20 protein-coding genes are annotated in these 25,293 nt (G+C 38.8%); 10 read left to right on the forward strand and 10 right to left on the reverse strand.

The window, feature by feature from the left end; genetic code table 11:
• The first annotated feature begins 117 nt into the window (after positions 1 to 117).
• The gene (locus CYTFE_RS0110545; RefSeq protein ID WP_027471753.1) at positions 118 to 1,116 is read left to right on the forward strand and encodes a YhdH/YhfP family quinone oxidoreductase; all 999 of its coding nucleotides are present in this window, start codon (positions 118 to 120) and stop codon (positions 1,114 to 1,116) included.
• A gap of 214 nt (positions 1,117 to 1,330) precedes the next feature.
• Here CYTFE_RS0110545 and CYTFE_RS0110550 read toward each other — a convergent pair whose 3' ends face one another.
• The 3 genes from CYTFE_RS0110550 to CYTFE_RS0110560 all read right to left on the reverse strand — a co-directional run bounded on the left by CYTFE_RS0110550 (position 1,331) and on the right by CYTFE_RS0110560 (position 3,132).
• Positions 1,331 to 2,008: an outer membrane protein assembly factor BamD gene (locus CYTFE_RS0110550; RefSeq protein WP_027471754.1), complete on the reverse strand. Its 678-nt coding sequence runs from the start codon at positions 2,006 to 2,008 to the stop codon at positions 1,331 to 1,333.
• 242 nt (positions 2,009 to 2,250) lie between these two features.
• Complete coding sequence (locus tag CYTFE_RS29430) at positions 2,251 to 2,391, reverse strand: recombinase family protein (protein ID WP_081735967.1); 141 nt, start codon at positions 2,389 to 2,391, stop codon at positions 2,251 to 2,253.
• Positions 2,392 to 2,517: 126 nt separating this feature from the next.
• Complete coding sequence (locus CYTFE_RS0110560) at positions 2,518 to 3,132, reverse strand: class I SAM-dependent methyltransferase (RefSeq protein ID WP_044214235.1); 615 nt, start codon at positions 3,130 to 3,132, stop codon at positions 2,518 to 2,520.
• 581 nt (positions 3,133 to 3,713) lie between these two features.
• Here CYTFE_RS0110560 and CYTFE_RS0110565 point away from each other — a divergent pair.
• The 5 genes from CYTFE_RS0110565 to CYTFE_RS26115 all read left to right on the forward strand — a co-directional run bounded on the left by CYTFE_RS0110565 (position 3,714) and on the right by CYTFE_RS26115 (position 10,590).
• A complete protein-coding gene (locus CYTFE_RS0110565) occupies positions 3,714 to 4,280 on the forward strand; it encodes a TetR/AcrR family transcriptional regulator (protein ID WP_027471756.1) in 567 nt (188 codons plus the stop codon).
• Positions 4,281 to 4,581: 301 nt separating this feature from the next.
• Positions 4,582 to 5,661 (forward strand): efflux RND transporter periplasmic adaptor subunit, encoded by a 1,080-nt coding sequence (locus CYTFE_RS0110570; protein WP_044262740.1) that lies wholly within the window; start codon positions 4,582 to 4,584, stop codon positions 5,659 to 5,661.
• Positions 5,662 to 5,664: 3 nt separating this feature from the next.
• Entirely contained in the window at positions 5,665 to 8,712 is a 3,048-nt protein-coding gene (locus CYTFE_RS0110575; RefSeq protein ID WP_027471758.1) for an efflux RND transporter permease subunit, read from the forward strand.
• A gap of 76 nt (positions 8,713 to 8,788) precedes the next feature.
• A complete protein-coding gene (locus CYTFE_RS0110580; protein ID WP_027471759.1) occupies positions 8,789 to 10,138 on the forward strand; it encodes a TolC family protein in 1,350 nt (449 codons plus the stop codon).
• Positions 10,139 to 10,170: 32 nt separating this feature from the next.
• A complete protein-coding gene (locus tag CYTFE_RS26115) occupies positions 10,171 to 10,590 on the forward strand; it encodes a LytR/AlgR family response regulator transcription factor (RefSeq protein ID WP_081735968.1) in 420 nt (139 codons plus the stop codon).
• A 2,253-nt stretch (positions 10,591 to 12,843) separates the two neighbouring features.
• On the opposite strand, the gene CYTFE_RS0110595 is transcribed toward CYTFE_RS26115, so the two are convergent.
• Together CYTFE_RS0110595 and CYTFE_RS0110600 are read right to left on the reverse strand one after the other, a co-directional pair.
• Positions 12,844 to 13,887 carry a UDP-glucose--hexose-1-phosphate uridylyltransferase gene (locus CYTFE_RS0110595; protein ID WP_027471760.1) on the reverse strand — a complete coding sequence of 348 codons (1,044 nt, stop codon included), beginning with the start codon at positions 13,885 to 13,887 and terminating at the stop codon, positions 12,844 to 12,846.
• A 195-nt stretch (positions 13,888 to 14,082) separates the two neighbouring features.
• Entirely contained in the window at positions 14,083 to 15,087 is a 1,005-nt protein-coding gene (locus CYTFE_RS0110600; protein ID WP_044214158.1) for a GntR family transcriptional regulator, read from the reverse strand.
• A gap of 221 nt (positions 15,088 to 15,308) precedes the next feature.
• Here CYTFE_RS0110600 and CYTFE_RS0110605 point away from each other — a divergent pair, with 221 nt between their 5' ends.
• Positions 15,309 to 16,115, forward strand: a complete 807-nt coding sequence (locus tag CYTFE_RS0110605) for a Cof-type HAD-IIB family hydrolase (protein ID WP_200871450.1) — start codon at positions 15,309 to 15,311, stop codon at positions 16,113 to 16,115.
• A 67-nt stretch (positions 16,116 to 16,182) separates the two neighbouring features.
• Here CYTFE_RS0110605 and CYTFE_RS0110610 read toward each other — a convergent pair whose 3' ends face one another.
• Complete coding sequence (locus CYTFE_RS0110610; RefSeq protein WP_027471763.1) at positions 16,183 to 17,373, reverse strand: pyridoxal phosphate-dependent aminotransferase; 1,191 nt, start codon at positions 17,371 to 17,373, stop codon at positions 16,183 to 16,185.
• 259 nt (positions 17,374 to 17,632) lie between these two features.
• Between CYTFE_RS0110610 and CYTFE_RS0110615 the strand changes: the two genes are divergently transcribed.
• The 3 genes from CYTFE_RS0110615 to murB are packed head-to-tail and all read left to right on the forward strand — an operon-like array spanning position 17,633 to position 21,587.
• The gene (locus CYTFE_RS0110615) at positions 17,633 to 18,160 is read left to right on the forward strand and encodes a DUF7935 family protein (protein WP_027471764.1); all 528 of its coding nucleotides are present in this window, start codon (positions 17,633 to 17,635) and stop codon (positions 18,158 to 18,160) included.
• A 29-nt stretch (positions 18,161 to 18,189) separates the two neighbouring features.
• Entirely contained in the window at positions 18,190 to 20,577 is a 2,388-nt protein-coding gene (locus CYTFE_RS0110620; protein WP_027471765.1) for a GumC family protein, read from the forward strand.
• On the forward strand, positions 20,574 to 21,587 hold the full coding sequence (murB, locus tag CYTFE_RS0110625) for a UDP-N-acetylmuramate dehydrogenase (protein WP_027471766.1): 1,014 nt from the start codon (positions 20,574 to 20,576) through the stop codon (positions 21,585 to 21,587). The genes CYTFE_RS0110620 and murB overlap by 4 nt, the downstream gene beginning before the upstream one ends.
• A 342-nt stretch (positions 21,588 to 21,929) precedes the next feature.
• Here the strand turns inward: murB and CYTFE_RS26120 are convergent, their stop codons facing one another.
• From CYTFE_RS26120 to CYTFE_RS0110645, 4 genes are all read right to left on the reverse strand, one after another.
• Positions 21,930 to 22,370, reverse strand: a complete 441-nt coding sequence (locus CYTFE_RS26120; RefSeq protein ID WP_044214157.1) for an acyl-CoA thioesterase — start codon at positions 22,368 to 22,370, stop codon at positions 21,930 to 21,932.
• A gap of 198 nt (positions 22,371 to 22,568) precedes the next feature.
• A complete protein-coding gene (locus CYTFE_RS0110635; protein ID WP_027471767.1) occupies positions 22,569 to 23,477 on the reverse strand; it encodes an ATP-binding protein in 909 nt (302 codons plus the stop codon).
• 85 nt (positions 23,478 to 23,562) lie between these two features.
• Positions 23,563 to 24,450, reverse strand: a complete 888-nt coding sequence (locus CYTFE_RS0110640; protein ID WP_027471768.1) for a P-loop NTPase — start codon at positions 24,448 to 24,450, stop codon at positions 23,563 to 23,565.
• A complete protein-coding gene (locus CYTFE_RS0110645) occupies positions 24,450 to 25,292 on the reverse strand; it encodes a damage-control phosphatase ARMT1 family protein (protein ID WP_027471769.1) in 843 nt (280 codons plus the stop codon). The genes CYTFE_RS0110640 and CYTFE_RS0110645 overlap by 1 nt, the downstream gene beginning before the upstream one ends.
• Position 25,293: the final 1 nt, after the last annotated feature.

Genomic DNA, 25,293 nt, shown 5'->3' on the forward strand with positions numbered 1-25,293 from the left:
CTACTTCTCTTATCCCACAAAAAAAGGAACAAAATGTTCGTTAGCAACATTTTTGTAAGCTCTTGTTTTACAGCTCTATTATAACGTATTTTACACAAAAATATAAAAAATAAGCACATGGAGAATAATCATTCAACATTCAAAGCTTTCCGCGTGGAAGAAATAAACGATCGTTATACCACTTCTATTAAAGAAATGGCTTTTGAGAGCCTACAGAAAGGTGAGATTCTTGTGAAGGTTGCATACAGCTCACTAAATTATAAGGATGCACTATCAAGCATTGGCAACAAAGGTGTTACCCGAAAATACCCACACACCCCGGGCATCGATGCTGCAGGGGTGGTGGAAGAAAGCCATAGCGAATTATTTGCTGTAGGAGATCCGGTGATTGTAACCAGCTACGAACTGGGCATGAACCATCCAGGTGGTTTCGCAGAATACATCCAGGTTCCCGATTCATGGGCCGTTGCCATGCCCAAAAACATGAATGCATATACAGCGATGAGTTATGGGACTGCAGGATTTACAGCAGCTCTATCTGTCTTTCGTCTGCTACACAATGGACAAACTCCAGCAATGGGACCAGTAGCGGTAACTGGAGCCTTGGGCGGCGTAGGAAGTATCGCTTGCCAAATATTAAACAAAATAGGTTTTGAGGTTATTGCAGCCAATTACGAAATGGCATCCCACAAAGACATTGAGAAGATTGGTGCCCAATCTCAGATAGATCGAAGCATTTCGGATGATCAATCAGGCAGACCCATGCTCAAAGCACAGTGGGCCGGCGCCATAGATGTAGTAGGTGGCAACACACTTACCACTATGATCAAAGGTTGTCAACCATTGGGCAATGTGACCACCTGTGGAAATATTGGATCCGGAGATCTGGAGATGACAGTTTACCCCTTCATACTGAGAGGTGTCAGTCTCTTAGGTATCGATTCTCAAAACTGCCCCATGGATATCCGTCAGAAAGTATGGAATCTATTAGCCAGCGATTGGTCTATTGATTTTGATCCCGATTTGATCCACGAATCATCACTGGAAACACTTCAAGACCGTATCAACCTGATGCTGGAAAAGAAAAGCAAAGGTCGTGTTGTGGTAAAAATATAAGACCAATTAAACCCGAATGATACATTAGTACTTCGCGAAAAGAGTTACATACACAATCAATTGAGTACGTATTGACATGAGACATAGCATCGCTGTAGCGAATTGAAACGAGCCATTCCCTTTTTTTTCACACAGAGGGAGGAAATTTCAAATAGTGACTAATGTATTTTTCGGGTTAAACATGGGTTGCTTTTCTTTTCTGCGTTTTTAGAGGCTATTTATTTTCAAAATACACATGAACCCCTGAATTGTCATGTTTTATTCGTTGCCATACAACCGAATTTGATTTGTCATCAAAAAGAAATGTTGACTCTTGTAGGTCGGTCTTAACTTCATAGTATTTTGAGTCCATAAAAGTGCCTGTTGAAAGTATTTTATAATAAGATTTTTCTGCAAGATATCCACTAACAACAATATTACTTCCCTCAAACCAAATATTTGTTTGACACTTTCTATCTTCAATAACCTTTTCATTTAAGTTATTAGAGCTTATTTCTATTGCTAATACATGGTTGTATGAACTTTTAGATTTTTCTCTGTTCTTAGTTTCGCCTTCAATCTTATTCATTGTGGCATTGATTGCTTTTTCGGTTTGAATATTTGAAGTGCTTGATAATCCCTCAATTGTTATTCCTTTTTTACACTCTTCACTATCAGGATACCTTTCCTCTAATTCAGCAAGCATTGCTAAGCTCTTAGAATATTCTTTGTTGTCATAATACTCTTGGGCTTTAGTTATTAATTCTTTAGGAGAACATAACTTGTTTTTAATAAGCTCCTTTGATTCTACAGGAGTATTATTAGGGTTGTTATTGTTTGAAATTACTTCTTTACAACTATTAAAAAGATATAAATTAGTAAGTAAAAATATGACTAGAGTGATTTTTTTCATGTTGTTTACAAATTAGGTTTGAAGCTATTTTTTATATAGTGGAATTCCGTGGGTTTTGTGTTTCTTTTTATCAAAGGGTAAACTTTACCCTTTGATTTTTTCAAGGTGCGTTTTATGAGACTTAATTTAATCTTTATATTCAACCATCTTAATTTTACCTAAATCAAAATAGTATGAAGCCAAATCTAATTCACCATTTATGCGTAAATTATTAATATACTCTTTAGGTTTTAGTTTTTCAACTAAAGATGCAATTCCGGACGTTCCTTCAGTGCACTTTTCGTTTCCTTGAATATTAGCTCACAACCATATTTTTCTAAAGCTTCAATCTGTAATTCTAATTTTTGGTCCTTTGTAGAAACTCTTGCATATCCAATCTTCATAATGGTTCATTTAAACGATAATTATGGGAACTTATTAATTATACGAGTTTCTGGAACTATTTCAAAGAATTAATGGGACTTTTGGGATATACCCATCAAACCTCCGGTTATTGATAATACGAATTATCAAGATAACTTCTTTCCCACAAACCGAATAACAGCACCCTGACCCACATGAAATGCTCCTTCATTTAAACAAAGCTGCTCCTCTCGAAGTGTAATCATCTCATAATTATCAAAATCGCGCTCAATATCACCTATGGAGTAGAGCATGGACCGATCTGGAGGGCCCATTGGTCTCTCATTGTTTTTACTCACTTCAGGATGTGACTTACTGAAACCTTCCAAAATAATAATACCCCCGATTTTCAAATACTTGTCCAATTGCCGATGATAACTCGACATTTTATGGGAAGGAAAATGTGCATACACCAAAGCAATGGCATCGAACGATGCTGGCTCAAAGAATATTTCATTAAATTCTGCCACTCGATAATCTATTTGAACTGCTTGCCTTTCCGCCAATTTATCGGCCTTACCCTTGGCTACCTTACTCTGATCAAAGGCAACAACATCCCATCCCTTCTTTGCTGCATAAACGGCATTGCGTCCCTCACCTTCAGCTGGTAATAATAATTTACCCTCTTTCAAGTTCTCTAGTTCTTCTGCAAAAAAACAATTCGGTGCAGTACCATATACATACGATTCTGAACTATATCTTTTATCCCACATTTCTTTCATCAGTTTAAAAATTAGCTAATCTTCACCAGTCAGCACACATTTTTCAATCATTCTCCTATGTGTCCTATTATTTGCGCTGGCCACGCCAGTTTATTATATCATTCTTATAATCCAAATGTATTACATGACGACACCTACTTTCATCGCCATCTCGTGCTGAAAGATACAAACTTAGGCTAAAATTTCAGAATAGAGCTCCTAAAAAATAGAACATAACGGTGCTTGATACAAAAATTTACCATCTTCTGGAATACTTCATTATCTGTTTATCCTAGATCTTATATTTAGTCTTTGCATTGCATATTCCAGGTTTCTAACCTCTCAACATGGTCTGTAGAGTGAGAAATAAAGCTCAAGCCCTAAACCCTCATACCCTTCAACTCGCCAACTTAACGACTATAACAACTCGCCATCGTGAAAAGAGAAAGAGCAAAGCAGCTTAGTTTCCAAGCCGATCATAAATGAATAGATCAGCTTAAAAAACTTTAGAATATTTTTCATCTCTTTTTCTTGCCTAATAAAAAAACTATATCTAAAATTGCATCCTATAAACCAATTTAATTTACTTAGTTTACTTTTGTATGAAAATAGGTGATGACAATATAGAAAAAATAGTAATAGAAAGTACGAAATCCTTATTATTGAAGTATGGCGTTAAGGGCTGGAACATGGACGAACTAGCTAAAGAATGCGGTATGTCCAAAAGAACTTTGTACAAAATAATAGGCAGCAAAGAAGACTTGCTATTCAGATGTTCAACAGACATAATAGCAACCAACTACAAGCAACTCAAGCAATTTTTAAATCAAGATGCAGACTATTTTAATATATTGGACAAGCTCTCACATCATATCATATCGGAGATTAATGAATTTGTCATTTCCAGTTCAAAAATTATAAAAACGGAATATCCTCGCATAGCAGACGCCATAGATAAACAAGTTGAAGAACTGCATCAATTACACCTTACCTTTTTTAATAAAGGCAAACATGAAGGTCTATTAAATGACAATGCCACTCCTAAAATTATCGTTAATATCATCAAGGCACTAATGAAACACAACATCGAAAACAGCCATAACCAAACGGACTTCAAAGAAAAGACCATCGAAGAGTTGAATTTTTTGTTTAAGGCCATCAGAAAATAACAAAATCCCCTACACATAGCTTACAACGATACAGGCACAACAGTGGCTTTAGGCATTTTTTTGTCGTAAAGTAAACTGCTTGCACTAATTTAGTTTACTTTAATTATTTAACATATACAACAAACCATGATAATATATTTCACTCGCAGAAATATGGTCAAATTCTGACGAGTTACATATGCTCATCGCAAAATAAATTATAAACGTAAGAAAACGGACATAATCAGCGCAAATCATTGAACACGAGGATGAATGATTGAAATATGCACTGATTAGTGAAGTTTTGCTAATTTTTAAACAAATGAAATACATCAAACAAATCAGCACTATGCTGATAACCACATTAACACTCCTTGCTTGCAAAGAGAAAGCAGCAGAAAAGGTTCATGTAAGATCCGTTAGAATCATCAAAACAACCCTTGCTTCAACGCAAGAAAACAGCACCATTGTGCCTGCAAGCATAAACGAGAAGAGAGAAACCAAGCTGGCATTCAGGGTAAGAGGCCCCTTGGTAAGATTGAATGATACCATTGGTAACTTTGTAAAGAAAGGCCAAGTGATTGCTAAGGTAGACGCACGCGATTATGCAATTGCCGTTGAGTCTACACAGGCAGCCTACAAACTTGCCAATGCAGAATACAAACGATACAAAACCTTATTGGAAAAAGAGAGCGTGGCAACTAGTGTCTACGACCAGATTGAATCAAATTACACAAGGGCAAAAACAGCCTATCAGTCTGCTCAAAACGCCCTTTACGACACAGACTTAAGAGCACCTTTCTCGGGATATATCAGCAAGGTACTTGTCAATAATTTTGAAGAGGTAAATCCAGGACAGCCAATTATCTCCCTTATAGATCTTTCAGAATTTGAAGTAAAAGCATGGATCTCTTTAAAAGATCTCACCAAAATGAATGAGAACACGCAATACGCCTGTTTAATAAACGTAGGGAACAAAAAAATCAGGATTCCAGGCAAACTGAAAGAAATAGGACACAAATCGAGCAATTCAAAACAATCATATCCCATATCTATCTTAATAGATGCACCCAAAGACAACAAGCTTAGGGCAGGGATGACGACTCATTTGGAGATTATTAACACCACGCCAAACCCCAATCCGAAGATAGACATCCCCGTTTCTTGTGTCTTCTCATCCAAAAACAAATCATATGTATGGTTATATGACGAACATACCCAAAAAGTATCTGCCAAAGAAGTGGTTAGTGGGGATATCACAGCGGACGACTTTATTCAGATACACAAAGGACTAAGCGCAGGAGTAAACATTGTTAGTACCGGCGTTCATTACTTAACCGAAGGACAAAAAGTAAAAGTATTGAAAGCATTCACGAAATCAAACGTAGGTAACAAATTGTAAAAAATGAATTTAACAGATTATTCACTAAAAAATAAGGTTGTCATATACTTCCTTTTATTGATCGTGCTCATTGGAGGTATTGCCTCGTACTTTAGCATGGGTAAACTCGAAGACTCCGTATTTACCATAAAAACAGCTTTGGTCATCACACAATACCCAGGCGCATCGCCATACGAAGTAGAACAAGAAGTTACCGAGGTAATTGAGCGGGCAGCACAAAGCATGGATAACATTGACGAGGTATTTTCAAGTTCCTATGCCGGTTTATCGATCGTTCAGATTGATTTAGAAGAAAAACTCAAAGCCAGCTCCATGCCTCAGATGTGGGATATATTACGAAAAAAAATAAAAGATGCAGAATCAGATCTACCCAAAGGCGCCTACACTCCCGTGGTAGCAGACGACTATGGTGATGTTTATGGAATGTTTTATGCGATTACAGGTGATGGCTTTAGCTATGAAGAGCTGAATGATTATGCCCAGTATTTAAAAAGAGAATTACTTCCTGTGGATCAAGTAGGTAAGATATCCCTATTTGGAAATCGCATAGAGTCTATTGATGTAACGGTTAACAGCGCTCAAACATCTGAACTTGGTATAAACCCGGGTATTATAGCACAGGCTTTTAATGCGCAGGCATCCATAGCCAGTGCGGGTCAGATTGAAATAAACGATCGTTACATAAGAGTCTCCGGAAACAACGCCTTCAAAAGTATTGATGAAATAAAAAAAACAATCATCAAATCAGGTGATGAACAATTTTATTTAGAAGATATTGCTGACATTAAAAAATCGTACCTGGAACCTGCGCAAGGACTCATGAAACGTAATTCAATGGACGCCATTGGCCTTGCTATTTCAACCACAAAAGGAGGTAATGTTTTAACACTGGCGGAAAATATTAACCATAAGCTGGAAACCATCAAACCCCACCTCCCATTGGGTCTTGAAATAAACTCCATTTACAATGAGGCACACGAAGTAGAAGAAGCAAATGATGTATTTATCATTAACTTAATTGAGTCGGTAGCAATTGTGGTAGTGGTATTGCTCATCTTTATGGGACTACAGTCGGGCTTTCTCATCGGAAGTAGCCTTATCTTTTCCATATTGGGAACCTTGATCGTAATGAATATCATGGACATCAGTCTGCATCGAACCTCACTGGCTGCCATCATTATTGCCATGGGAATGTTGGTAGACAATGCCATTGTGGTTACCGATGGTGCCTTGGTATCTTTACAAAAAGGAGTCAAGCGCAGAAAAGCCATTGTGGATATTTCCAAATCAACAGCCATGCCTTTACTTGGAGCTACTTTGATTGCAATTTTTGCCTTCTTACCTGTATTTCTAGCTCCCAACGCAGCAGGTGAGATATGTAGAGATCTATTCCTGGTCCTTGCTATTTCCTTAACCTTAAGCTGGTTTTTTGCCATGAGCCAAACAGCCATCGTCAATGAGAAATTCCTTCAGTCACCTAAGCAAATTCAAGATCCATACAACACAAAAATGTATCTTGCCTTTAAGTCTTTTTTAATAAAAGCATTAAAACATCGCTGGATTTCACTGGCCACCGTCATTGCATTTTTAATAATATCCATCATTGCCTTTGGAAACTTGAGACAAGCTTTCTTCACTCCTCTAGACAAATCCTACTTATTGGTTGATTATTGGCTACCTGAGGGAAGTTCTGTTCAAAAGGTAGAAGATGATTTAAAATTAGCTGAAAAAGATCTGTTTAAAAATTATCCCCAAATAAAAAACATTGTTACTTGCATCAGCCAAACACCTCCTCGTTATTTATTAATGGCCCACGCACAAAACCATAACACCAGCTACGGTCAGCTAATGATTGAAACATATGACTCGGAAGAAGCCGCTGCCATAATGCCACAATTAGCTACTTTCTTTAACACAAATTACCCACAAGCACGTGCCAGGGTAAAAAACTATATTGCAGGACCTCCTATCAAATATAAAGTGGAAGCCAGGTTTATCGGGCCTGACCCGGAAATACTTAGAGACCTGTCTCAACAGGCGAAAATCATCATGCATCAAGAGCCGGCATGTGGCGACATATGTGATGACTGGCGCAATAAAGTATTGACTTGGGCTCCTCAATATTCTCCCCTCAAAGCAACACGGGCAGGCATCACACGTAACGATCTGGGCAACACCATACAGCAACTTACAAGCACTGGTCTCCCCATTGGCCTATACCGAGAAAACGAAGAGAAATTACCAGTCATGCTAAAAGTTGAACAGAACGCACAAAACAGTATTCGAAGCATTGAGAACATAGGAGTATGGCCACAAAGAGGCGCCTATTCGATCCCCTTAAAAGAGGTGGTAGACAGCATCAAGATATCATGGGAGAACAGTGTGATTCAACGTTACAATCGCCAACGTGCCATAACCGTTCAATGCGATCCTGTTAACCCAAGTATGACCGGTGCTTCCCTCTTGGGACTGCTCAAAGACAAAATAGAGGCTATCCCCCTACCCCAAGGCTATTCTATGATGTGGGATGGCGAACTAAAACCCTCACAAGAATCAAATGAAGGAACTGGAAAATTTATGCCCCTGGCACTTTTATTAATGGTTTTCATCATTGTCATGCTTTTTAATAGTATCAGACAATCTCTTGTGGTCATTGCCATCATACCTCTATCCATTATTGGTGTTGGCATTGGTCTGTTTGTAACGGATAGTGCATTTGGCTTTATGGCCATTGTTGGCTTTCTAGGCTTAATAGGCATGGTAGTAAAAAATGCAATTGTTCTCATGGATCAAATTAACATCAATCTGCACACAGAAGGCATGCAGCCATTTTCAGCAGTGATAAACGCCTCCATTAGTCGTTTGCGTCCAGTATTCCTGGCAGCCTTTACAACCATCTTAGGTATGGTGCCTATCGCTACCGACCCCATGTATGGCTCAATGGCAGTCACTATTATCTTCGGATTACTATCTGCTACCATCCTTACCTTAATGGTCGTTCCACTGCTTTATATAATTTTTTATAATATCAAAGTGAATGAACCACTTTAGAATATTAGCAAATAAATTTTCATACAAGTACTAAACAAATACCGGTAGATGACCGGCTTAAATAATATCGAATTCAATGAATAATAGTATACTGAAACTATCAATGGCCTTTTTTGCAGGGCTGTTGATCATCTCACAATCCAATGCACAAGAAGTTTGGTCTCTTCAGGATTGCAAACAAAAAGCATTAGACCACAACCAAAAAGTCAAGTCAGCCATATCGGATTACAAAGCCAGCGAAGCTGGTTTAAAGTTGAGCCAAAGGGCCCATTTGCCGAACATCAATTTTGAATCAAGCTATTTATACTTAAAAGATCCCAATCAAATGAAGATTCCTGGTTATGAACTACCCTCCACAAATGGGCTACCCAGTGGAGTCTGGTCACCTGCAAGCACCAACAACCTTACTTATGAAAACACCTACTCAGCTAGCTTAGGATTAAGCCTCCCCATTTATATGGGAGGCAAACTTCAGCATGCCAAGCATATCTCATCTCTTGCGCTGGAACTAGCAGCAGATCATGTGGAGCTAACAAAATCTGACTTATTGTTGGATGTGGAAGAAAAATATTGGGGATTGGTGTCATTAAAAGAACAAAAAACGGTACTTGAAAAATCGGTGATACTGCTCACTGATGTGGTTAAGCAAGTAACCAACTGGTACGAAACCGGCATCGTAACTAAAAACGAAGTATTAAAGGCACAAGTTGAACTTAATAATGTCAAACTGGCTTATCTTGAACTCAAAAATAATGTGGAACTATCCAAGATGAGTTTAAACCAAACCATAGGCAATGGCATCTTGTCCTCCATCAAGATTCAGGACTCCATACTGATAATACCTGGTCAGTTATCCGCTGTTGCATTTGATGAAAATCAACTGAACGACAGACCTGAAGTTAAAATGCTTAACAACCAATTGGAAATATCCAAAACTCAAAAAAAACTGGTAAATGCCGACTACATGCCTCAACTCGTTTCCTTTGCCAACTATATGATGCAAAACCCCAATCACTATGCCGAGCAAGAAGATGAGTTTACCTTTAATGCAGGTGTATCCTTAAATATTCCGGTTTTCCATTGGGGAGAAAAGAAGTTAAAAAAACAACAGCAACAGATGAGTATTCAGAAAGCAGGATATGAGATAGACCAAAATATTGAATTTATTGTTCTAGAAATAAGACAATCTATTTTTAGATTAAGAGAATCATTGGTAAAACTAAATTTCACCCAAACATCACTCGCGCAGGCCGAAGAGAACCTAAAACTGGAAAAAAATCAGTTAATGGAAGGTATCTCCACCACCAGTGACCTATTGGATGCACAAGTACAATGGCAACAATCACATGCCGACTATATCAACGCAAAAGCAAAGGTAAAAACCTACGAAGCCGCCTATTATAAAAGCATTGGTCAGCTAAAATAACCCTAGTTTTAACATTATAATTATCTATCCATATGAGAATTATACACATGAATGATCTATCCTCTGCCACAGTTCCCCTGATGCATCCAATGCTTTATGAAAACAAACGCAGATACAGATTAAGACTCTTGGTGAACAAAGGAAACTCATTTATCATTGTTCCAATTCAAGAGGTTGCCTACTTCCATATCAGTGGAGATATATTATATGCAGTAGGGTTCAACAATAGTGAATATCATATTGATTCTAACATGAAAACCTTGGTGGACGAATTAGATCCCGCCATGTTCTTTCGCATAAACAGACAATATACCGTAAATATTGATAGCATAGAGCGTTTTGAACCTTACTTCAACGGAAAGCTGGTTGTGAAAACCATCCCTCGAAGCGACAAAAAAATGATAGTGAGCAAGATAAAAGCCAAAAGCTTTAAGGAATGGATAGACCGATAACACACATGTATTCTGTTGACTCATTTTTGAAGGCTTTTACTTGAAAACAAGTTACTTTCTTAGATCCGATAACTCTCCATGAAATGTCCGTGTTTGTATTATCCGATGTATCAACAGTCAGTATCTGGCAGTTCATATTCTAAGTCATTCTTATTCAGTTATTAAAAACAATCAAAAATACCACCACAGGAGGAATCCTTTGGCTAGAAAACAATCCAAATGCTGTCGCACAATTGCATACAATCGTGTGACAGCAACAGGCTTTATAAATTGTAATTAATTCTGTTTTACTTGAGTATGGTCTGAAAAATGGAAATTATAGTTTACAAAGCGAGAGTAATATCGGGTCAGTGCCAAAAGTTGGATATAAATGTTATTTATAGTTGTCATGCAAATATCTTTGTTAACCTGATCGAAAAGAACTTTACATCAACAATACCTCTGAATTGCCTTATGAAATCCTTTACTTTTGTATTGCACCCGGATGATGTATTAGAACTTCGTTATGAGCGCTGAAATAGCAATAAAAGAAGGCTTTTCTGAGTTCTGAGACGAGGCATAACGGGTCCTAAGATGAGAATATCTTATCGCTTGCAATTTAAAAACAATCATCGCTTTAGAGTGAACTATGTTTTACTACGCACATGGTACATTGCTTGCTTTTGAAACTTCCGTTAATGTCCTTTTTATTCGGGGAGGTTTATTTTTAAAGGCCCTCATGATAACTTCGTCATTATCATTGCCATAAAAAGGACCAAAAAGGTCTAGAACAATAGATCACTACCTCCCCCTACATCGAGCTCCAATTCCGTCCCCGGGGCTATTGTTCTATCCTGCCCTGCGGTCTTTTACTGATAGTTCCATATACGAATGGAAGGTATCTATTAAATGAGAAATACAACTTCAACAACTCCACGACTTTACCGGCTCGCCAACCTAACAAGCTAAAAAGCTAAAAACTTTACCAACTTCAACAACTCGCCAACTTCAACAACTTAACAACTCGCCAACTTCAAGCCTCTCGCCAGCGCCGGCCCCGGGGCTATTGTTCTGGCCTACCCTGCGGTTCATTAACTGATAGTTGGATATTTAAATGGGGATTACTTATTGATTGAGAATTACGAAATATGGTTATGGATAAATTGTAACTATTTGTTTTTCAATCGAATATCATCTATAAATGGGAAGCTATAGTTTGTAAATCGAGAGTAATATCTCTTCTTATATGACATATATCTTGCTCCTTTAATTTCCATAATTGTTCTTTTTATCATTGCCATAAAAAGAACCAAAAAGGTCTAGAACAATAGATCACTACCTCCCCTACATCAGCTTTCCTTTCCGTCCGGCACACACTTCTTTCGCGATAGGCCAACCGCACTACCACCTCAAGTGCGCCCAGGAAAACTTCTCGCCAACGCCGGCCACGGCTATTGTTCTGGCCTGCCCTGCGGTCTTTTACTGATAGTTCCATATACGAATGGAAGGTATCTATTAAATGAGAAATACAACTTCAACAACTCCACGACTTTACCGGCTCGCCAACCTAACAAACTAAAAAGCTAAAAACTTTACCAACTTCAACAACTCGCCAACTTCAAGCTTCTCGCCACCACCGGCCCCGGGGCTATTGTTCTGGCCAACCCTGCGGTTCATTAACTGATAGTTGGATATTTAAATGGGGATTACTTATTGATTGAGAATTACGAAATATGGTTATGGATAAATTGTAACTATTTGTTTTTTAATCGAATATTATCTATAAATGGGAAGCTATAGTTTGTAAATCGAGAGTAATATCTCTTCTTATATGACATATATCTTGCTCCTTTAATTTCCATAATTGTTCTTTTTATCATTGCCATAAAAAGAACCAAAAAGGTCTAGAACAATAGATCACTACCTCCCCTACATCGAGCTCCAATTCCGTCCGGCGCACAACCACCTCAAGTGCGCCCTTGAAGCTCTCTCGCCACCGCCGGCCACGGCTATTGTTCTGGCCTGCCCTGCGGTTCATTAATTGATAGCTTTGTACATTAATGGAAGATATTTATTAAATGAGAAACACAACTATAACAACTCCACGACTTTAACAACTCCACGACTTTACCGGCTCGCCAATCTAACAAGCTAACGACCTAACAAGCTAACAACTTCAACAACTCTCCCTCCTTCTTCCACCAAAAGAAAAATCCCTATAAGCAAAAAGGGGTTACCTACCACAGCAACCCCTTTTACTCTAAAACCAAAAAACTACCTGTGCTTATAATGAACCTTAGACAGGTCACGAAGCCTTTTTGCACTTGTTTCGGCAGTTATATCACGTTGAGGAGTACCCAACATTTCATAACCTACCATAAACTTCTTCACGGTTGCTGAACGCAACAATGGTGGATAAAAACTCATATGCAAATGCCATTCCGGATGATCCTCACCATCCGTTGGAGCCTGATGAATACCAGCCGAATAAGGGAATGACACCTCAAAAAGATTATCATACATCACCGTTAATTCCTTATAGGCACTCGCAAATGCTTCTTTTTCTTCTTCTGTCAATTCTGTTAAATTTGAAACATGACGTTTACTCACAATCATAGCTTCAAATGGCCACACAGCCCAATAAGGAACCAAGCCTACAAAATGCTCGTTCTCAAAAAGAATACGTTCCTTCTTCTCTAACTCAGCAGCCAAATAATCACCCAACAGACTCTTTCCATTCTTTTGGAAGTACTCTTTCATTTTTACCTGTTTTTTAGCAGGTTCATTAGGAATGGTGCTGTTAGACCATATTTGTCCGTGTGGGTGTGGATTACTACATCCCATCACACTTCCTTTATTTTCAAATATTTGAACGTAATTAACAAAGTCGTTTTCTCCAATCGACTTATACTCCTGCGCCCATAAGTCAACCACTTTTTTAATTTCGGATACTTCCATTTCCGGAACCGTTAAATCGTGGCGAGGAGAAAAACAAATTACTTTACAAATACCACTTTCACTTCTTGCCTGAAACAATCCTTCATCAACGCCTCCCTCAGGAGTATCACTTAATAGTGCAGAAAAATCATTTACAAAAACATAGGGCTCTGTATATGACGGATTCATGTGACCACCAATACGCTCGTTGCCCGGACATAGGTAACACTTAGGATCGTATTCCGGTCTCTTCTCCTCCGATACTTTTTCAACCTGACCTTGCCAAGGACGCTTGGCCCTATGCGGAGATACTAAAACCCACTCTCCCGTTAATACATTTAGCCTTTTGTGAGGATGATCCTCCATGTTAAATTGTGCCATTCTATTCTTTAATTTAGTTACAATGGTTTATATACTTGAAACTAGAAATCTATTCCTGCTACCTCTCAACTGGTAGGTACTGGTAGGCAAATTTACACTTTATTTTTATTCCACAAACAAAAAACAACACTTTTTTAAGCTAAGAAACAAAGCAAACTTAAATAAAACCAGTCCTGTACGTAGCTGTAAGCGTATTTATAAGGAATTACGCTGCGTAAACTTCGAGATATTTTTCACCTCTCCTGTCTTTTTATTTTCTACAAAATCGGCCAGGGTCTTTCCCATTTGTTTAAAGTCTGTTGATATGGTAGATATACCATTGGCAACCACCTCTTTTAATGCTGATTCATTAATGGATATAACACCTACATCCTCACCTAACTTCCAGCCCTTCTCCCAGCATCGTTTCACGAGGTTAATCAAATTCCTATCGGATGGCAATATATATACCTCTCCTTTTTTTATGGGTCTGCCTTTGATCTGATCATACACATCGTAGTCCAAATTCTTATCCTCACAAAAGCGTTTAAACCCAATTAAAAAGCCTTCTGGTTCTTTTCCTCCAGGATAGGCCAATATCATTTTATGATATTTAGTCAGTAATTCATAACCCGCATTTAAGCCATTGTACATATCTTCATCAAACGACTGGTATATCACAGGATAACCCACAAGTTCATCCACCTTTCTATCCAATATATATACCTTATCCTGCGGCAACAACTGAACCATCGGAAGAATACCTGATAAATTTGCCGGCATAATCACATAGGCAGAATACTTACCCACCCGTTCTTTAATCAATGAAGAAAAAACATGTATATCAAAATGATGAAAATAAATATCTACTTGAGTATCACTGGACATACTTTCCAAAAATGAATTATATAACTCTTCCTTAAATGTATTTAATTCATCAAACAACAATAGCACTCTCTTTTCGATGCCGATGTTATCACTCTCTACGAAATATCCCTTTCCGGGAACAGCTCCTAAGATCCCCCTTGCTTTCAATTCGTTAAAAGCCAACATAACCGTATCTCTCGAAAGGTTATATTCATTAGCTATCTCATTGATTGAAGGAACCTTATCTCCTTTTTTAATAACGCCATCGGCAATTGAATTTATAACCGATTGTATAATCTGCCGGTATTTTGCCTGCGTATGCGCTGCTGATATCTTTATGATTTTTTTTACCATGAACCTTTTTACCTACTGGTATCTACCAGTACGCAAAATTAACTAATTTAAAACGATCTGCAAACTATTGTTTATCAAGCCTTGTCCATCATAAGCGAACTTTCTTTTTAGCTCCTTGTTTTTCAGTTCGATAAAAATCAGATCTTAAATACATTTAAATGTATACCTAATTGATTCTAACCACAAACATTTTTCTATTTTTGCCACCTCAAAAATAATGAATGATGACTTACAAGATGCTGGTGTTAGATTTAGACGACACGCTTTTAACAGATGATTACAAAATTTCAGAAAGAAACAAAGCCCGCCTGATGGAAGCGCAGGAGCAAGGCGTATTAGTAGTTTTAGCATCTGGCAGACCTACACAAGCCATCATGCAATATGCCAACGAGCTGGAGCTCGCCAAATATGGTTCGTACATTATTTCGTACAATGGAGCCATTATCACCGACACCAAAAACAAGCTGGTAATTTTTGAACAAACACTAAGCAAGGATGAGATTCATGAATTACACGATTACAGTCGCGAGCATCATCTTCATATCCTTACCTACAAAGACAACCAAATTGTAAGCGATACCGAATCAAAATACATCGATATAGAAAAAGACTTAACAGGTCTTACTATCAACAAAGTAAGCTGTTTTAAAAGCGAAATAAACCAATCTGCAGTAAAGTGCATCCTACTGGACGACCCCATTCGTCTAAAGGACTTTGAATCCAAACTTAAAAAAGCCAAGCAGCATCTAAGCGTAGCCATCTCCAAGCCCTTCTTTTTGGAAGTAATGCCCAAAGGAATTGACAAAGCAGCCAGCATTCAACGACTAGCCGGCAAATTAGACATTCAACCCGAAGAAATTATTGCCGTTGGCAATGCTGGAAATGATTTATCCATGATTGAGTATGCCGGTCTGGGTGTATGGGTAGATAATGTTACGCCCGAATTAAGAGATAGGGCCAATGTCATTGTGGCCTCCAACAACAACGATGGCGTAGCCGAAGTGGTAGAAAAATATATTTTAAAATAACCTGTATAGACATTATTTTTGGCTGTTAGCAACCGAATCACTAACAGCCAAAATCACAATTCCTTCCTTAAGCCAACTTATCCAGCGCACCTTTAATCCTGCTCATGGCTTCCACCAACTTTTCATCCGATGTAGCATAGGAAAAACGCAAACACTTAGGACTACCAAACGCTTCTCCTGAAACCGTGGCTACAAATACGGTTTCCAACAAATAGTTTGCTAAATCAGTAGCAGTACCGATGGTATAACCAGCATACGACTTACCAAAATAATTATCCACTTCCGGAAAAAGATAAAACGCTCCCTGAGGCACATTTATCTTCAGACCATCAATCTCCCTGGCCATCTTCACCACCAAATCTCTTCGGCGCAAAAACACCTCTTTCATTTCCAGAGACGGCTTCTGCGTTTGCGTCAATGCAGCAGCTGACGCCACTTGCGACACAGCACAAGCTCCGGAGGTATACTGTCCTTGTAATCTAACACAAGCGTCTGCAATAGACTGAGGAGCGGCCAGATAACCTATCCTCCAACCTGTCATCGCATAGCCTTTTGAGACCCCATTAACCACCACAACCCGGTCTTTTAATTCTTCAAACTGTGCAATACTCTCATGCGTACCACCAAAGGTAATTAATTCGTATATTTCGTCAGATATTATAACCACATGCGGATACTTAACAAACACATCTGCCAATGCCCGCAACTCCTCTTTTGTATATATGCTGCCGGTAGGATTAGAAGGCGAGCTAAATAAAAAAGCTTTGGTTTGTGGGCGAATGGCTGCTTCCAACTGTGCAGGAGTAATCTTAAAATCCTGATCTAAGCCAGCCTCCACAATCACATTCTTTCCTTGGGCCAGATTCACAATCTCGATGTAACTCACCCAATAAGGTGCTGGAATAATCACCTCATCACCAGGTCCAACCATGCTAAGAATGATATTGGCAATGGACTGCTTAGCACCATTGGACACCACTATTTGCGAAGGTTTATACAGCAAATCGTTGTCTCGCTTCAACTTGGCACATACGGCCTCCCGGATGACAGGCAAGCCAGCAACAGGCGTATACTTAGAATAGTTATCATCAATGGCTTTTTTGGCGGCCTCCTTAATATGATCGGGTGTATTAAAGTCTGGCTGTCCAATGCTCAAATTAATAACATCGTGACCCTGCGCTTGCAAATCTCTGCTTTTTTGGGACATGGCCAATGTGGCCGATTCGTTTACATTAGCTAATCTTTCTGATATATACATATACATATTTTATGGATACCCGGGTCTAAAACCATGATTATTCAGACTGACAACCCGTGCTTATTGGTGCACAAAAATAAAAATTACTTCTCTCATTCAAGCCAATCATGGCATATTTAGTTTATAACATAGCCCATCAGCATAAATATTTTAACCTGAATGTGCGAAGTATCGTTCGCTATGGTTGCAAATCAATGCAATTACCATTATTTTCACCGATTATTAATTTTAATTCTCAAAAATAATATTTTTCAATATTATGGATGATTTTCTTGAACTGATGAAATATACAGTGCCAAGTTTGGTAGTTTTAATTTTCACCTTACTATTGGTCAGATGGTTTTTAAAAAGCGAAAACGACAGGAGAAAGCAGGAATTGCTTATAGGGCAACGTAAAGATGCTTTACCTTTAAGAATAGTGGCCTATGAAAGACTGACCCTTTTTCTGGAAAGAATTAGCGCAGAGTCCATTGTAATACGCGAGCAACCAAACACCTCAACCGTAAAGGAACTACAAGCAGCCCTTTTAGCCGCCATCAGAACAGAATATGAGCACAATATGGCCATGCAGGTACACCTGCCTCCTTCCACATGGACACTGGTTCGCAATGCCAAAGAAGAAATGATTCGTACAGTAAACATTTCTGCAAGTATGGTAAAACCAGAAAACCCCTCCATAGCCTTGGGCAAAACTATTTTAGAGCAATACCCCAATGGCGCAGCCTATCATGTTAAAAAAGCCTTAGACAGCTTAAAGGTTGACGTACAGTCCTTTTACAGTCTATAATCTTTTGAACCTTTTCAAAATTAAATGACGTGGACAAAAACAACCCCAATACCTCATATTCCCACCCGCAAACAGTTTCAAATACACTTCCTGATTTTCGGAAGATTGTTCTACTGGCTAAGAAGAATTGGTATCTTTTTTTGATATCTTTTCCTTTTTTTGTTGGCTTAACGCACCTATACCACCGTTACACCCCCGTAATTTACAAAGGCTCGGTGACTGTTATGATGAAAAGCGATGAACGTCGAACCATCTCTGGTGCCGGTATCATCGAGGGATTTGGGCTTTCTCCTGAAACAAAGAGCATCGAAAACCAGACGATCATATTAAGATCTAAAAAAATAGTTAAACGGGTGATGGATCAGTTAGACTTTGGCGTGGAGATCTATAGCGATGGTCTGTTTAAAGACATGGATATGTACCACAAAAGTCCCTATGTCATATCCTTTGACTCCTCTCATGTACAGCTCCTAAATACCCCCATATACATCGAACCTGTCAGTGCAACACAAATAAAGATTGAAATCAACACCGAAAATGCAGCACTGCACACATACAAAGACGAAGAAAGCCATGGGGGCTCAGGTCCTATTACCTTTAGCAAAACCATCCAACTGGGCGACGAAATAATAACTCCTTTCTGTCATTTTAAAATTGACAGTAAAGCTGGCGCCGTTCCTGATGTGGACTATTACTTTTATTTCCGCTCCCACGATTGGCTGGCATCCAGCTATCGTCACAGGATATCAGTGAGTCCATACAAAGAAGGAAGTTCTATTATATACATCTCAGCCACGGGTACCAATACACAAAGAATAAACACCTTCTTAAGTGCCGTAACCAATATTTACTTGGAACAAAGTCTGGAAAGAAAAAATGAGATTGCCGAACAGACCATTGCCTTTATAGAAACACAGTTGAAGGAAGTCGCTGACAGTCTGCGCGCAACGCAACGGAAAATGATGGAATTCCGACGACAACACATTTTCAATGCGCCTACCGAGTTATCTGAACGACTGACAGGACAATATTTCGAACTTGAAAAAGAGATGAGTCAGCTGGGAGTACGCGAGAACTATTACAATACCCTTTCTAAACACTTGGTAAACGATCCGCTTAGCGATGATTATCTGCTGCCTGCATTTTCTCTGGATGCCAACAGCTTTGTTACCACCTTTGTTACCGAACTGTTGTCTCTTCATAACGAGCGCTCGCTACTGGAGTCTCAAACCAACAAAGATAATCCCCTTTTGACCGAACTAGACAAAAAAATTGAAGTCAGCAAGCAAAACTTATTACTAGCTCTGCGTAAAATTTTAAAAAACATAGCCATTCAAAAAGAAAAAATAACCGCCCAAATGGATCGGGCGATTACTAAAATAAACAATTTACCCGAAACAGAGTTGGCGTACCTGGATATCGAGCGAAGTTACAACCTGAACAATGCTATTTACACCTTTTTATTACAAAAACAGTCGGAAACAAAAATCACCAAGGCTTCTAACACGGGAGACAATGAAATACTGGATGATGCTAGCATCACAGGCATCGTATCACCCAACAAATCCAAAAACAACCGACAAGCATTGTTTCTGGCCCTCTTATTCCCCGTGGCCATTGTTGTTTTAAAAGAATACCTGAATAACAAAATAAGAGATAAAAATGACCTAAACGCCTTGGCACCCCAAACTCCTATTCTAGGCTATATTCCTGAATACAAAGGCACCAGCAGAATTGTCATCGAATCTGAACCCTTGTCTATTATCTCAGAGTCCTTCCGCGCCCTAAGAACCAAACTCAAATACATGACTCCTCCAGACGATAAACTGGTTTTATGCATTACTTCCACCGGAATGGGTGAAGGTAAAACATTTTGCGCACTCAACCTGGCTGCTATATTTGCCATTTCTGGTAAAAAGACTACACTGTTAGGTTTTGATCTCAGAAAACCTAGACTCACCGAACTCTTTAATCACCAAAAACATACAGGTCTTTCACATTATTTAGCAGGACATGCCAAGCTAGATGAAATTAAATACACAGAAAGTATTAAGCACTTAACCATCATACCTTCAGGAGAAATCCCTCCCAACCCTTCGGAACTGATTTCTTGCTGCAATACAAAAAAACTTTTTAGTCAACTTAAAGAAGAGTTTGATGTGATCGTGATAGACTCACCCCCCATTGGTATTGTTGCAGACGCCAGATTGCTAATGGAACACAGTAACTGCAATTTATTTGTAGTCAGAGAAAACAAAACCATCAAAGAACAATTTAAACACACACATCAAAGTCTCACAGAAGAAAAAATAGCCCACATGGGTATCATATTCAACAACATATCAAAAGACAACGGTGGATATGGCCACTATTCTCAACAATATTATACCGACTCTAAAAAGTCATCTCAATCATGATAATACAGGAACATTTTTCACTAAAACAGCATAACTCTTTTCATTTTGACATCTACGCCGATTACTTTTCGGCACCACAAAATGAGGAGGAGATTATTGAGGTATTAAGTGATATAAAATTTAAAGATCTCCCACTCTTTGTTCTAGGCGCAGGAAGCAATGTGCTCTTTAAGTCAGATTTCAAAGGTCTTATTATTAAACCCGATATACAATCCATCAGGCTTATCGATGAAAACGAACAAAGCATATGGGTAGAAATAGGGGCTGGTGTAGACTGGGATCACTTTGTTCAGTGGAGTGTTGAAAAAGGTTACTTTGGCATTGAGAACCTATCCTTGATACCTGGTAATGTGGGGGCTTGTCCTGTGCAAAATATAGGAGCATATGGAGTGGAAGTAATGGACGTGATCACCCAGGTAAATGGCATTTATCTGGACACACTGGAACCCTTCAGCTTTAAAAATAAAGAATGCAAATTCTCTTACCGAAACAGTATTTTTAAGAATGGGTTAAAAGGCAAAACCATTATCACATCTGTTCAGTTTCTATTGCACAAACAGGGAATCCTAAAAACCGATTATCGAGGCATCAACGAGGAACTGGAAAAGCTAGGTGAAACCAACCTTGCCAATGTAAGAAAAGCTATTGTCCATATCAGAGAGTCCAAATTACCCGATCCACAAACAACAGGAAATGCAGGAAGCTTCTTTAAAAACCCCGTAGTGGACAAAGACACAGCTGCCAAAATACTGGCTGCATTTCCCGAAGCACCTTATTACGTAGTAGATAATCAACATACTAAAATTCCAGCGGCCTGGATGATTGACCAAAGTGGCTGGAAAGGTAAAGCAATGGGCAATGTGGCTGTGCACGATAAACAAGCATTGGTACTCATTAACAAAACAGGTAAGGCCAACGGCAACGAAATACTTACCCTAGCTGCTGAAATACAGCAATCAGTAAAAAGTAAATTTGGAATAGAGATTGAAAAAGAAGTAAATGTGATTTAAATCCGAAAAATACATTCTCTAATAAAAGGATTCTCATTAAGGCCATCCCCAGGGCTATTGTTCTGGCCAACCCTGCGGTTCATTAACTGATAGCTTTGTTCATTAATGAAATATATTCTTTAGATGAGAGTTCTTGAATAAAGTTGTAACTACTTTTGTTTTACTTAAAGTCATTTCGATATTGAACAACAACTCCCAAAACAAAAAAAACATTGCAGCATTTCCTGAAGTAAAAACAAAGCATTTTATCAAATAATAAAAAACCTCAGGAAAGCCACAATGTTTGGAAACCCAGAAAATTGAATTGGCTAGAATGGAGTAAAACTGTGCTTTACCAATATCTTAACAATGGGCTGCTCTTTGACCTATGAGATCGTCCACAAAAGCCCTTGATAAACGTTGTCGGGCGAATTCAGGTACTGCCATCGGCAATCTTGATTCTTTATCCACAAAGACTACTTCAGATGTTCCTTTGCTAACAATTTTACCATCACTATTTTTTATTTCAAACTCCATACAAAACCGAACCCTCGGCAATTCGCATATCTTGGTTGTTATGGTCAACACTTCATCATACCTGGCCGGCGTTTTATATTCAATATGAAAGGAGATAACAGGTAACATATACCCTTTCTTCTCTAATAAATCGTCATGCAACTCATACTTACGCATTAACTCAGTACGTGCTTGATGACAATACGTAACATGATTGGCGTGATACACATATCCCATCCTATCTACTTCGTTATAGCGAGGCCTAATTTGAAAATGATCTACTATCATAATATCTTGAAATCTTCATTTACTATTCTACTACACTTTCTATTTAGTGGCTGCAAAAAAACTACTGTTTTTTCTGTCTTTGACAAGAAAGCTTCAGAGACAAGGCTTTCTATATTTTTGAAACCAAGAAGTTTACTGATTGTAAATGACTGTTTCAAAAATGAGAATAACGCAGTATTTGAAATTTTCTTGCAAAGACTATTTACCACTTTCTATTTCTGATGGCTTCAGCCAAAAGTCGTCTTGTTTAACCGCATTCCATATGTGATGGATACATTGCGCCATCACCGAATGATCATTAAACTCTGTAATGGTTTCTCCTTTCACCATAGCTTTCACCACCTCCTTGTTAAAAGGAATTTTTGCCAACAGCGGTATATGTTTAGATGCAAAAAAAGCAACAATCTCGTCACTCATTTCCGTATTGATATCTTCCTTATTAATCACTCCTCCAATAGGAATATCAAACGACTGCGCCAATTCCACCAATCTCTTGGCATCATACAAACCTGATTTCGAAGGTTCAGTAACCAACACAACCAAGTCTGTTCCTGACAAAGCTGAAATGGCCGAACAACCAATGCCCGGAGGTCCGTCATTGATAATAAAATCCGCTGTATTTTCAGTTGCGATCTCCTTCGCTTTTTTGCGTACCACCGAAACCAGTTTACCAGAATTTTCCTCTCCAGGTCCCATTTTAGCATGCACCATGGATCCAAACCGCGTAGAAGAAACAAACCAATGGTTATTTTTACTTTGAACCGATGTAATAGCTTGGGCCGGACAGATACGCTCACAAAGCCGACATCCTTCACACTGAAAAGGATTCACTTCGGGATAGCCCTCCTTATTAAGATGAATAGCATCAAAACGACACTTCTCCATACAAAGTTGGCATTGCTCGCACTCGTCCTGATGAATACTAGCCTGCCATGCTCCTTCATACACATGCTCTTCTTGTATCTTAGGATCCAAAATCAAATGTAAATCAGCGGCATCCACATCATTATCGCACAGCACAGCATTACCGGCTAGTGAGGCCAAGGCCGCTGTAACGGTTGTCTTTCCCGTTCCGCCTTTACCGCTCAGTATGGTTATCTCTTTCATAAGATTAAATTTATCTTTCAATGTCCAAATGAAGTTCTTCAATAAAACGAATTCTCCGATGATTTAACAATCGCGATTCATTACTTTACAGACTGACTTTATCCACCAATAATCTATGTCGCAATTTTTCCACAATAGCATTGAAGGCATCCGTTATTTCCATTGGCATGTCTTCCACCAAATTCCCTTGGGCATAACAGGAAGCAAACGCACTCACAAATGGAATTTCCCCTACCAAATCAATCGCATTCTCCTCCACAAAACGATAAACATCATCATTTCCCATCCCTGCCTTATTGATGATTACACCAAAGTCTTTGCCCAATTCCTTCATCAAATCCACAGTCAATTTCAAATCATGTAAACCAAAAGGAGTAGGCTCTGTCACCAGCAACACATAATCACTATCGTTGGTTGTTTCTACCACTGAACAACTGGTACCTGGAGGCGCGTCATAAAGAATCATCTCAACATTTAAAGGTACTTTTTTCTTGAGCTCTTTGATGAGCAAGGTTTGCATGGCCGAGCCAATTTTTAGTCTCCCCTCCATCAATCCTTCCCCCACTGATGTTTGATAGCAAGATACTTTGCCGATAACTTGATCGTATTCGGTGATGGCACCATAATTACATGCTTCAAGACAAGCTCCACAGGAATGACATAAAGAAGAATTTACCTCGGCAAAACCCGCCGATGGCAACACCACGATGGCATTAAACTCGCAGTAGTCGGCACATTGACGACAAAAAGTACAGTCAGCCACATTTATTTTAGGGATACGTTGACGCACTTCTTCCTCAGACACTTTCTTTGCTTCCGGAAAGAAAATTGAATCATTGGGCTCTTCTACATCACAATCCACCAAACGAATCTGCCCCTCCAATTCCCGGCACAACATTTTATATAAACTCACAGCCACGGTCGTCTTTCCTGTTCCGCCCTTGCCGCTCGCTATCGCAATTTTATACGCCATTATCTATATTTTTTAATCACCAAATCACCTTTTGCTACATGTAACATCTGAGCAATAGGTTTACATTTCGCCATCAGCAAAAAATACAAATGGCTATGTTTTGCATGCATTAATCCTTCAAAATTACCCTGTCCTTTAGAAATAATCAGATCGGCAGAATCATATGCTTTCTTAAATTCTGAAGAACAACATTCATACAAAGTGGATGGAGCATCATAACCGTTTGATATAACCCGACAAACCTGATCTATCCCCGTCTGCGCCACATCTTCCATGGTCACATCATTTATTACCGACTCCCCTCTAACCACATAAGTAACATGCGGATGGTGCATGATTTCTATGAGTAATTTATCAAAAACTATTTCACCGGCATTATCACCCAAATAAAGTATCTTTTTTGCCTTCGTGATATCATGCTCCAATTGCAACACCGCCTGTTTCGATAAATTTTTTTTTGTCAATTCCTTAACACCTCTATTTATATCCTCAGGTACAGTATCAGCTCCATAATCAATAACATTTCCAGCCAGTGCCAGCTGTACCGCGGTAAAAAAAGGATTTTCACTATTCAACACATAATCCTTCCAATATTTGTAATTCGACAACAAGACCTCATTGGCCCTTTGTTTCTCCTCACTATACAAATTATCCACCTGCATCATGCCCTTCACCAGCCGCTGCATATAAGTAGCTACATAAGGATTAGGCAAATGTCCTTGAGCCGACAATACATTTCGGGCCTCCTCCTGTATCTTCTTGGCTATCTCCCGTGAAGGCTTAAACTTTGCTATCAGTTTATTCACCGATTTAAGATGACACTGAGAACATAACGCATCCATA

The organism is Saccharicrinis fermentans DSM 9555 = JCM 21142, assembly GCF_000517085.1.
GTDB classification, from domain to species: Bacteria; Bacteroidota; Bacteroidia; order Bacteroidales; family Marinilabiliaceae; genus Saccharicrinis; species Saccharicrinis fermentans.

What these genes read in the sequence shown, in the direction of transcription:
- CYTFE_RS0110545 (WP_027471753.1), top strand. Translation starts at nt 118, where the DNA reads ATGGAGAATAATCATTCAACATTCAAAGCTTTCCGCGTGGAAGAAATA.
- CYTFE_RS0110550 (WP_027471754.1), bottom strand. Translation starts at nt 2,008, where the DNA reads ATGAAAAAAATCACTCTAGTCATATTTTTACTTACTAATTTATATCTT.
- CYTFE_RS29430 (WP_081735967.1), bottom strand. Translation starts at nt 2,391, where the DNA reads ATGAAGATTGGATATGCAAGAGTTTCTACAAAGGACCAAAAATTAGAA.
- CYTFE_RS0110560 (WP_044214235.1), bottom strand. Translation starts at nt 3,132, where the DNA reads ATGAAAGAAATGTGGGATAAAAGATATAGTTCAGAATCGTATGTATAT.
- CYTFE_RS0110565 (WP_027471756.1), top strand. Translation starts at nt 3,714, where the DNA reads ATGAAAATAGGTGATGACAATATAGAAAAAATAGTAATAGAAAGTACG.
- CYTFE_RS0110570 (WP_044262740.1), top strand. Translation starts at nt 4,582, where the DNA reads ATGAAATACATCAAACAAATCAGCACTATGCTGATAACCACATTAACA.
- CYTFE_RS0110575 (WP_027471758.1), top strand. Translation starts at nt 5,665, where the DNA reads ATGAATTTAACAGATTATTCACTAAAAAATAAGGTTGTCATATACTTC.
- CYTFE_RS0110580 (WP_027471759.1), top strand. Translation starts at nt 8,789, where the DNA reads ATGAATAATAGTATACTGAAACTATCAATGGCCTTTTTTGCAGGGCTG.
- CYTFE_RS26115 (WP_081735968.1), top strand. Translation starts at nt 10,171, where the DNA reads ATGAGAATTATACACATGAATGATCTATCCTCTGCCACAGTTCCCCTG.
- CYTFE_RS0110595 (WP_027471760.1), bottom strand. Translation starts at nt 13,887, where the DNA reads ATGGCACAATTTAACATGGAGGATCATCCTCACAAAAGGCTAAATGTA.
- CYTFE_RS0110600 (WP_044214158.1), bottom strand. Translation starts at nt 15,087, where the DNA reads ATGGTAAAAAAAATCATAAAGATATCAGCAGCGCATACGCAGGCAAAA.
- CYTFE_RS0110605 (WP_200871450.1), top strand. Translation starts at nt 15,309, where the DNA reads ATGATGACTTACAAGATGCTGGTGTTAGATTTAGACGACACGCTTTTA.
- CYTFE_RS0110610 (WP_027471763.1), bottom strand. Translation starts at nt 17,373, where the DNA reads ATGTATATATCAGAAAGATTAGCTAATGTAAACGAATCGGCCACATTG.
- CYTFE_RS0110615 (WP_027471764.1), top strand. Translation starts at nt 17,633, where the DNA reads ATGGATGATTTTCTTGAACTGATGAAATATACAGTGCCAAGTTTGGTA.
- murB (WP_027471766.1), top strand. Translation starts at nt 20,574, where the DNA reads ATGATAATACAGGAACATTTTTCACTAAAACAGCATAACTCTTTTCAT.
- CYTFE_RS26120 (WP_044214157.1), bottom strand. Translation starts at nt 22,370, where the DNA reads ATGATAGTAGATCATTTTCAAATTAGGCCTCGCTATAACGAAGTAGAT.
- CYTFE_RS0110635 (WP_027471767.1), bottom strand. Translation starts at nt 23,477, where the DNA reads ATGAAAGAGATAACCATACTGAGCGGTAAAGGCGGAACGGGAAAGACA.
- CYTFE_RS0110640 (WP_027471768.1), bottom strand. Translation starts at nt 24,450, where the DNA reads ATGGCGTATAAAATTGCGATAGCGAGCGGCAAGGGCGGAACAGGAAAG.
- CYTFE_RS0110645 (WP_027471769.1), bottom strand. Translation starts at nt 25,292, where the DNA reads ATGGATGCGTTATGTTCTCAGTGTCATCTTAAATCGGTGAATAAACTG.